The sequence below is a fragment of the Streptomyces globisporus genome, assembly GCF_003501885.1.
GTDB lineage: Bacteria > Actinomycetota > Actinomycetes > Streptomycetales > Streptomycetaceae > Streptomyces > Streptomyces globisporus_D.
In genome coordinates this window covers 1-8,687 of sequence record NZ_QWFA01000238.1, presented here as the reverse complement: position 1 = coordinate 8,687, position 8,687 = coordinate 1, and the positions used below count along the sequence as shown (strand labels likewise).

The window sequence follows — 8,687 nt, the reverse complement described above, 5'->3', positions numbered from 1 at the left end:
CCTCCGTCAGTGAGCGGTACGCGGACACGGACGCCCCGTCCGTGACCTCGGTCGGGCCGGGCCGCCCCAGCCCTCCCGGGGAGAGCATCGTGATCACGGCCGCCGCCGTCGCCATGAGAGCGAACGATCCGAACAGCCGTGCGGGCCGGTGGTGTTGTTGTGTGTGCTGTGCCATGCGGCGAACGTACGGAGGGACGACCGCCCGGCGCGGGGGCCGAAGGGCAGGAGCACCCCCCGACGAACGTCAGGGCTGACTCCCGCCCGTGGTGGTGTCCCCGAACTCCCACACCAGCATCGCGAACCGCCCGTCGTCACCCGCCCCCGTCGACCGGTACGTGGCGAGCGCCGCCTCGTTGTCCGGCTCCACGCCGACCCACACGTCGTAGCACCCACGCTCCCGGGCGAGGTCCACCAGCGCCCGGGTCAGGGCCCCGCCGATGCCCCGGCGGCGGAACGGGTCGTCGACGGCGAGTTCGTACAGGCACATCTCGACGCCCTTGTCCGGGTGCAGCATCTCGACGCCCGAGACGAAGCCCGCCGGGGCGCCGTCCACGTACGCGATCAGCATCACGTGACCGTCCGCGGCGAGGAAGCGGGCCGCCCACTCCTCGCGGGGCGGGGCGTCGAAGAGATGGCCGGCGGCCAGGACCTCCGCGACGGTCGAAGCGGGGCGAATGTCCACAAGGGTCTCCCGGGGGCAGAAGTTCCGTACCGCGTCCGGAGTACGGGCGAGGCGCACCGTACCTCTCAGGGAGGCCGCGCACTTCACCCTGGCGGCACTCAACCGGCTTGCGTCCTCCGTTTAGGGTCGAGGGATGGAGACCCCTACTGCTCGATGGCGGCGCCTGCTGCCCCGTACACCTGGCCGGTGGGCCGCGGTCGGCGCCGCGCTCGCCGTGCTCGTGGGCGGCGGCACCTGGTCCGCCGTCGCCGACGACGGCTCGCCCGCCGTGCAGCGCGAGGACCGGATCCTGCGCATGGACGGGGTGCCGATCGACACCTCGTACTTCCATGCCAAGGGTTCCGGTAAGCGGCCCGCCGTGCTCATCGGGCACGGGTTCGGCGGCAGCAAGAACGACGTCCGGGCCCAGGCCGAGAAGCTGGCCGCCGACGGATACGCCGTGCTGACCTGGTCGGCGCGCAGCTTCGGCAAGTCCGGCGGGAAGATCTCCCTCAACGACCCCGACCACGAGGTCAAGGACGTCTCCCGGCTCATCGACTGGCTCGCGAACCGGCCCGAGGTGGAGCTGGACAAGAAGGGCGACCCCCGGGTCGGTCTCACCGGGGCCTCCTACGGCGGGGCCGTCTCCCTGCTGGCCGCCGGGCACGACGAGCGCGTCGACGCCATCGCGCCCGTCATCACCTACTGGAACCTCGCCGACGCCCTCTTCCCCGACGGGGTCTTCAAGAAGCTCTGGGCCGGGATCTTCATCACCACCGGCGGCGGCTGCGAGAAGTTCGAGAAGCGGCTCTGCGAGATGTACGAGCGCGTCGCCGTCAGCGGCAAGCCCGACGCGGCGGCGATCGAGCTGCTCACCGACCGTTCGCCGTCCGCCGTCGCCGACCGCATCAAGGTCCCCTCGCTCCTCCTCCAGGGGCAGTCCGACTCCCTCTTCCCGCTCGGCCATGCCGACGCCATGCAGAAGGCGATCAGCGCCAACGGCGCACCCGTCTCCGTCGACTGGATCTCCGGCGGCCACGACGGCGGCGACAGCGAGACCGGGCGCGTCGAAGGGCGCGTCGGGGACTGGTTCGACCGGTATCTCAAGGAGGACTCCGGCACCGCCACCGGGCCCGCCTTCCGCGTCACCCGCACCGGAGGCGTCGACTCCACCGACGGCGCCGCCCTCCTGCGCGGCGCGAGCAGCGACACCTACCCGGGGCTGCGCAGCGGCGGCCGGGACATCGCGCTCGGCGGCGGGACGAAGACCTTCCGCAACCCCGCCGGTTCCGCTCCGCCCGCCATCTCCGCCGTGCCCGGCGTCGGCGGCGGACTCGCCCAGCTCTCCTCCCTCGGAGTCGGGCTCTCGCTCGACTTCCCCGGGCAGTTCGGCCGGTTCGAGTCCGCCCCGCTGGACACCTCCGTACGCGTCACCGGCACGCCCACCGTCACGGTGAACGTGAAGGCCGACGGCGACCGGGACGCGGTGCTCTTCGGCAAGGTGTACGACGTGTCGCCGGACGGCAGGCAGCAGGTCCTGCCCCACCAGCTCGTCGCCCCCTACCGGATCACCCCCGATCAGCAGGGCAAGCCGATCGAGCTGGCCCTGCCCGCCGTGGACCACGAGTTCGACGCCGGACACCGGCTGCGCCTGGTGTTCTCCGCGACGGACCTCGGGTACGCGTCCCCGGCCGAGCCCGCCACGTACGACGTGACCCTCGACGGACCGCTGACCGTCCCCACCGCACCCGCCGTGAAGACGGCCGCGGCCGCTCTCCCGTGGTGGACCTGGGGTCTCCCGGCCGCCGCGCTCGTCATCGCGGCCGCCCTCCTGATCACCGCCCGGCGGCGGACCGCGACGCCCGCCCCGGACCCGGAACTCGCCGACGTACCGCTCCAGATCACCGGGCTCTCGAAGAAGTACGCGAAGTCCGTCGACCGGTACGCGGTGCGCGAGCTGTCCTTCCGCGTCGAGAAGGGCCAGGTGCTCGGGCTGCTGGGACCCAACGGCGCGGGCAAGACGACCACGCTGCGCATGCTCATGGGGCTCATCACCCCCGACGAGGGCGAGATCCGCGTCTTCGGACAGGCCATCCGGCCGGGTGCCCCGGTGCTGTCCCGGGTCGGGGCGTTCGTCGAGGGTGCGGGCTTCCTGCCGCACCTCTCCGGGCGCGCCAACCTCGACCTGTACTGGCAGGCCACCGGCCGCCCCGCCGAGGACTCCCACATCGACGAGGCCCTGGAGATCGCAGGCCTCGGCGACGCGCTCGCCCGTGCCGTACGGACGTACTCCCAGGGCATGCGGCAGCGCCTCGCCATCGCCCAGGCCATGCTCGGCATGCCGGACCTGCTGATCCTCGACGAGCCGACCAACGGGCTCGACCCGCCGCAGATCCGCGAGATGCGGGACGTGATGATCCGGTACGCGGCCGGGGGCCGGACCGTCATCGTCTCCAGCCATCTCCTCTCGGAGGTCGAACAGTCCTGCACGCACCTGGTCGTCATGGACCGGGGCCGGCTCGTGCAGGCCGGTCCGGTCGCCGAGATCACCGGATCCGGCGACATGATCCTGGTGACGACGTCCGATGAGGTGTCCGAGCCGCTCGCGGAGAAGGTCGCCGCCCTGCCCGGCATCGGCTCCGCCGTCCCCACCGACGACGGGCGCGGGCTCCTCGTCCGCCTGGACGGGGCCACCACCTCGCGGCTCGTCGCCGACCTGGTCCGGCTCGACGTCCCGGTCACCGGCGTCGGACCGCACCGCCGCCTGGAGGACGCCTTCCTCACCCTGATCTCCGGAGGAGCAGCATGAGCGCCCCCGTCCAGCCGCCCGAGGCCCGGGTGGCGACCGAACACCCGGCGGCCGCCGGCTACCGCGCCGGGCGGACGCTTCCGCTCCGCGTCGAGGCCATGCGGCAACTGCGCAGGCGTCGCACCCTGCTCATGGGCGGGGTGCTCGCCGCCCTCCCCTTCATCCTGATCATCGCCTTCGCGATCGGCGGCACGCCGGACGGTGAGGACGGCGGCGGGGGCCGGGGCGGCGGCAGCCGGATCAACCTGATGGACGTGGCCACCGAGTCCGCCGCGAACTTCGCCGCCACCTCGCTGTTCGTCTCGGCCGGTTTCCTGCTGGTGATCCCGGTGGCCCTGTTCTGCGGGGACACCGTCGCCTCCGAGGCGAGCTGGTCCTCGCTGCGCTATCTGCTCGCAGCGCCGGTGCCGCGCGTACGGCTGCTGTGGTCCAAGCTCGTCGTCGCGCTCGGCTTCAGCCTCGCCGCGATGGTGCTGCTGCCGGTCGTCGCGCTGGCGGCGGGCACGGCGGCCTACGGATGGGGGCCGCTGAAACTGCCGACCGGGGGAGCCCTGTCCGCCGGGGACACAGTGCCGCGCCTCGCGCTCGTCGTGGCGTTCATCTTCGTCTCCCAACTGGTCACGGCGGGGCTGGCGTTCTGGCTCTCCACCAAGACGGACGCCCCGCTCGGCGCGGTCGGCGGCGCGGTCTTCCTCACCATCGTCGGCAACGTGCTCGACGCGGTGACCGCGCTCGGCTCCTGGCGCGACTTCCTGCCCGCGCACTGGCAGTTCGCCTGGGCCGACGCGCTCCAGCCGCAGTTGGAGTGGGGCGGCATGATCAAGGGCGCGGCCCTGTCAGTGACCTATGCCCTGATTCTGTTCGCGCTGGCCTTCCGCGGGTTCAGTCGTAAGGACATCGTGTCCTGAACCTGATGTTCCGCCGGTTTCCCGCCCGCTGTTGCCGCATCGAGATGGTTCCGCAACGCTTTCGTCGACTCCGGTCGGCGGTCCCGTACGTCACATTCACAGGTGTCGAGGACACCGTGACGACGTGGGGGGTTACGCATGAACCAGGTCAGCCGACGACATGAGGAGCGGGCGGGAGACCCGGCAGGAGGTCAGGCGAGGGGCGGGACGAGGAGCCGGGCAGGTGGCCGGGCGGGGGCCGTGGCGCTCCTGCTTGCGGGTGCCATGGCGCTCACCGCCTGCGGCGCGGGCAGCGGGTCGGACGGCACGCGCGACCTCAGCTCCGGCTCCCGCAAGGGGCCGAGCTCGACCGGCGGCGGGCAGCCCGCGCCGGACGCGGTGGCGCCCGAGACCGGCCGATCGGCCGCACCGGAGGGAGACGCCGAGTCCGGGGCCTCCCCCGCGCCGGACGTCAAGGCGCCCGACTACCTCTCCACCTTCGCCCTGGACGTGGACACCGCCAGCTACGGCTACGCGCGCCGCACTCTCGGCGACGGCAGGCTGCCCGCCGCCGAGGACGTACGCCCCGAGGAGTTCGTCAACAGCTTCCGCCAGGGGTACGAACGGCCCGAGGGCAACGGCTTCTCCGTCAACGTCGACGGGGCGCGCATCGGCTCCGGAAAGGGCGGGGGCGGCGGAACCGGAGCCTCCGACTGGTCGCTGCTGCGGGTCGGCCTGGCGACGAAGACCGCGCCGCCCGCCGCCGAACGGCCGCCCGCCGCGCTCACGTTCGTCGTCGACATCTCGGGGTCCATGGCGGAGACCGGCCGCCTGGACCTGGTCCGGAAGTCCCTGGCCATCCTCACCGACGAACTGCGCGACGACGACTCCCTCTCCCTGGTCACCTTCAGCAACGAGGCCGAGACCCGGCTGCCGATGACCCGTGTCAAGGGCAACCGGAACCGGATCAAGGACGTGGTGGAGGAGATGCAGCCGGCCCAGTCCACCAACGTCGAGGCGGGCATCACCCGCGGATACGAGGAGTCGGTCGAGGGCCACCGCGAAGGGGCCACCAACCGCGTGGTGCTCCTCTCCGACGCGCTCGCCAACACCGGCGACACCGAGGCCGAAGGCATCCTGAAGAAGATCGACTCGGCTCGTCGCGAGTACGGCATCACCCTCTTCGGTGTCGGTGTCGGCAGCGACTACGGCGACGCGTTCATGGAGCAGCTCACCAACAAGGGCGACGGCAACACCACGTACGTCGGCGACGAGACGCAGGCCCGCAAGGTCTTCGTCGACCAGCTGCCCGCCCACCTGGAGATACGGGCCCGCGACGCCAAGGCCCAGGTGGCGTTCGACCGGAAGAACGTGCAGCAGTTCCGGCTGATCGGCTACGAGAACCGCAAGGTCGCCGACGAGGACTTCCGCGACGACAGCGTCGACGGCGGCGAGGTCGGCCCCGGCCACACCGTGACCGCTCTGTACGCCGTACGGCTGCGCGAGGGCGCGTCCGGCACGGTGGCCAGGGCGACGGTGCGCTGGCTCGACCCCAAGACCCGCAAGGCCCAGGAGGAGACCGGAACCGTCACGACCGGGGCGGTCGACGGAACCCTCTGGGGCGGCGAGAACGACCGGCTCCAAGTCGCCGCCGTGGCGGCCTACTTCGCCGACCGCCTGCGCGGCGGCGACCTGCCCGGCGCACCCCGCCTCGGCGAACTCGCCTCCCGGGCGTCCGGGTTGGCGGAGTCCACCGAGGACAGCGCCGTGGAGAAGCTGGCCACGGCCATCGGCCAGGCGGACCGGCTCCACCGCGGAGCCGGGACGGACGACGAGCCGGAACCGAGCGAGGGCGAGATCGGCTGAGGCGGATCGCCCGTCCGCACCGGCCCGGGGGCAGCCCGCACCGGGGGCCCGCACCGGGACCGTCCCCGGTGCGGGCGCGTCGGGCCGCACGGTCGCTCGAAAAGGCGTCCTGCGAACCGTCCTCCCGGGTCATGATGTCCGCCATGACCTCCCTCCTCCTGGTGCTCGCCACGATCGTCACCGGCCTCTACGCGGGCTTCATGCTGACCTTCCTGACCGGGATCATGCCCGGCCTCGCAGAACTGACGGACGAGCAGTTCTCGGCGGCCATGCGCCGCTTCAACGAGAAGGTTCCCGGCCCGGTCTTCCTGATCCTGTTCCTCGGCGTCGTCGCGCTGCCCGCCGCCGCGTTCTTCACGGGCCTCGGCGAGCACGACGAGGTGGCGGGGCCGGCCATTCCGGCGGCGCTGATCTGCTCGGTCGCCGGTCACCTGATCACCGTGATCGGGAACATCCCGCTCAACAACGCCCTCGCCGCCTCCGAGGGCGGCGACGACAGCGCGGCCCGCGCGGCCTTCGAGTCCCGCTGGAACGTGCTGCACCGGGTGCGCACGCTGCTCTCGCTGGCGGCGTTCGTGCTGCTGGTCGTCGCGCTGTAGGCCACCGCCGGGGTACGGCGGCGGGGCTACCGGCCGCCGTCGGCCTCGCCCCGCCCCGGATGCCGGGGACCGAGCAGTACCACCAGGGCGGCCTTGCCGGGCACGGGCGCGTCGACCCGCCGCCAGCCGGCCCGCTCGTACAGGCGCAGGGCCGCCTCGGCCCGCACCGAGGTCAGCAGCCAGCAGCGGCCGTCCGGGGCGGGCCCCGTCACCGCGTCCAGCAGCGCCGCGCCGAGCCCGCCGCCGTGTGCCTCCGGGGCGACCGCCAGCTCGTTCACCTCCAGCGCCCCGCAGAGCCACGCCCGCGTACGCCCCGCACCGAGCGCCTCGGCGACCTGCCCGTAGCTGCGGTCGGCCGGAAAGACCTCCGGGGTGATCCAGGCCGTGGCGAAACCGGTGACCGTCCCTCCCGTCGTCGCCACCGCCGCCGTGAACCCGGGCCGGAGGGCGTCCCGGGCGAGCCGTTCGACGTAGACGTCGGCCTCCGCCGGATCCTCGTTCCAGGGCGGGGCCGCGAAGGCGCTCGCGTACACGTCGCGGATGCCGTCGGCATACCGGATCACCTCGTCGGCCCGCACCGTTCGTACATCGGTCGTCATCGCACCGTCCCTCGGGTGTCGTCGGCGGACCATCGGCAGGTCACCGATGCCGCGGGAAACCCTAGAGGGCGGCGCGAGCGCGAACCGCCCTACCCGGCACACCCCTTCGCCCGGTGAGCCCGACCGAACGGGCACATCGTCGGCGACGGCCGCGTGCGGCGGCCCGGCTCGGCTCTCCGGGAAGAGCGCGAGCCGGGCCGCCGCGAGGCGCGGGTCCTGTCACACGTTGGGCACCTTGAGCCGGTCCCAACTGCTCTTCCCGGGAATGCCGTCCGCGTCGCCGCCCGAGTACCCCAGCTTGCGCTGCCAGGCGGCGTACGACTTCCGGTCGGCCTCGGACCAGGCCGGGCCGGGGCCCACCGTGTACCGGCCGCAGCCCTCGGCCACCAGCCGCTTGCCCATCGCCGTGATGACGGCGCTGTTCCGGCCGACCTTGAAGAACGCGGCGCCCGGGAAGGGCTCGTACGTCGGCTTCGGCGGCGGCTTGGACGGGCCGTCCGGGGCGCCGTCCAGCCGCTTGCCGACCCGCGTACGCATGGAGTTCATCGTGAAGCCGCGCGGATCGACCTTGCCCGGCTGCCACTCCAGATGCCCGATCACCGACCGCTCGGACCAGCCGTGCGCCCGGCAGACGGCGGCGGCGGCCCGCTCGATCGCCAGCAACTGGGCTGCCGGCCAGGGGTCTTTCCCGTCACCGAGGTTGACGCACTCGAAGCCGTAGAAGTGCCGGTTGCCGTCGGTGTTGGCCTCGTTGTCCGGGGGCAGCGCCTTCTCCGCGATGACCGCGCGCAGTACGTCGTCGTCGCCGAGCCCGGCGTGGTTCGCCCGCCCGTTCCCCACGAGGTGGACGGTCCCGTCCTTGGCGATGACACCGTGGCAGAGCGGTCCCGGCAGGGCGGAGTGGCCGTTGTAGCAGAGCTCGACGGAGGACGCGGTGCCCGAGGTGACCGTGTGATGGATCATCACCCCGTGCGTCGGCCCCCAGGGACCCTTGTGGTTCCGGTTGTTGGTACGCCAGCTCCGGTGTTCGACGACGTGGAGGCCTTCGTCGCGGAGGGCTTTGAGCAGCTTGTCGGCGGACAGCGGCGTCGCCATCGCGGCGCTCCTTTCCCTGATGTGCGTGGTTCACGCAGGCGCTTCGGTGTGCGGGCGGCGGGACCGGGTGGACGGGCGGCGGCACGGAGTCGCGGATGCCCGCCGGGTGACGGGGTGGGGCGGGGGGCCGGTCCCGCGGGAGGGGGTTCCGCCTTTCGGAGCCCACCTGAT

The 8,687-nt window shown here is 72.8% G+C and carries 7 protein-coding genes; 4 read left to right on the top strand and 3 right to left on the bottom strand.

Going from position 1 to position 8,687, the window contains the following annotated elements; all coding sequences use genetic code 11:
* Positions 1–244 precede the first annotated feature (244 nt).
* A complete protein-coding gene (locus tag D3105_RS30330; RefSeq protein WP_118906118.1) occupies positions 245–682 on the bottom strand; it encodes a GNAT family N-acetyltransferase in 438 nt (145 codons plus the stop codon).
* Between the two features lie 133 nt (positions 683–815).
* Here D3105_RS30330 and D3105_RS30325 point away from each other — a divergent pair, with 133 nt between their 5' ends.
* The 4 genes from D3105_RS30325 (at position 816) to D3105_RS30310 (ending at position 6,822) form a co-directional block, all read left to right on the top strand.
* Positions 816–3,470: an alpha/beta fold hydrolase gene (locus D3105_RS30325; RefSeq protein WP_206272973.1), complete on the top strand. Its 2,655-nt coding sequence runs from the start codon at positions 816–818 to the stop codon at positions 3,468–3,470.
* Positions 3,467–4,378, top strand: a complete 912-nt coding sequence (locus D3105_RS30320; protein WP_118906116.1) for an ABC transporter permease — start codon at positions 3,467–3,469, stop codon at positions 4,376–4,378. The genes D3105_RS30325 and D3105_RS30320 overlap by 4 nt, the downstream gene beginning before the upstream one ends.
* 264 nt (positions 4,379–4,642) lie before the next feature.
* Complete coding sequence (locus tag D3105_RS30315; protein WP_118906119.1) at positions 4,643–6,223, top strand: vWA domain-containing protein; 1,581 nt, start codon at positions 4,643–4,645, stop codon at positions 6,221–6,223.
* Positions 6,224–6,366: 143 nt separating this feature from the next.
* Positions 6,367–6,822: a DUF1772 domain-containing protein gene (locus D3105_RS30310; protein WP_240647079.1), complete on the top strand. Its 456-nt coding sequence runs from the start codon at positions 6,367–6,369 to the stop codon at positions 6,820–6,822.
* 26 nt (positions 6,823–6,848) lie between these two features.
* Here D3105_RS30310 and D3105_RS30305 read toward each other — a convergent pair whose 3' ends face one another.
* Together D3105_RS30305 and D3105_RS30300 are read right to left on the bottom strand one after the other, a co-directional pair.
* Positions 6,849–7,421 carry a GNAT family N-acetyltransferase gene (locus D3105_RS30305; RefSeq protein ID WP_118906114.1) on the bottom strand — a complete coding sequence of 191 codons (573 nt, stop codon included), beginning with the start codon at positions 7,419–7,421 and terminating at the stop codon, positions 6,849–6,851.
* 219 nt (positions 7,422–7,640) lie between these two features.
* Positions 7,641–8,516, bottom strand: coding sequence for a peptidoglycan-binding protein (locus tag D3105_RS30300; RefSeq protein ID WP_030801874.1), 876 nt, complete (start codon positions 8,514–8,516; stop codon positions 7,641–7,643).
* Between the last annotated feature and the right edge of the window lie 171 nt (positions 8,517–8,687).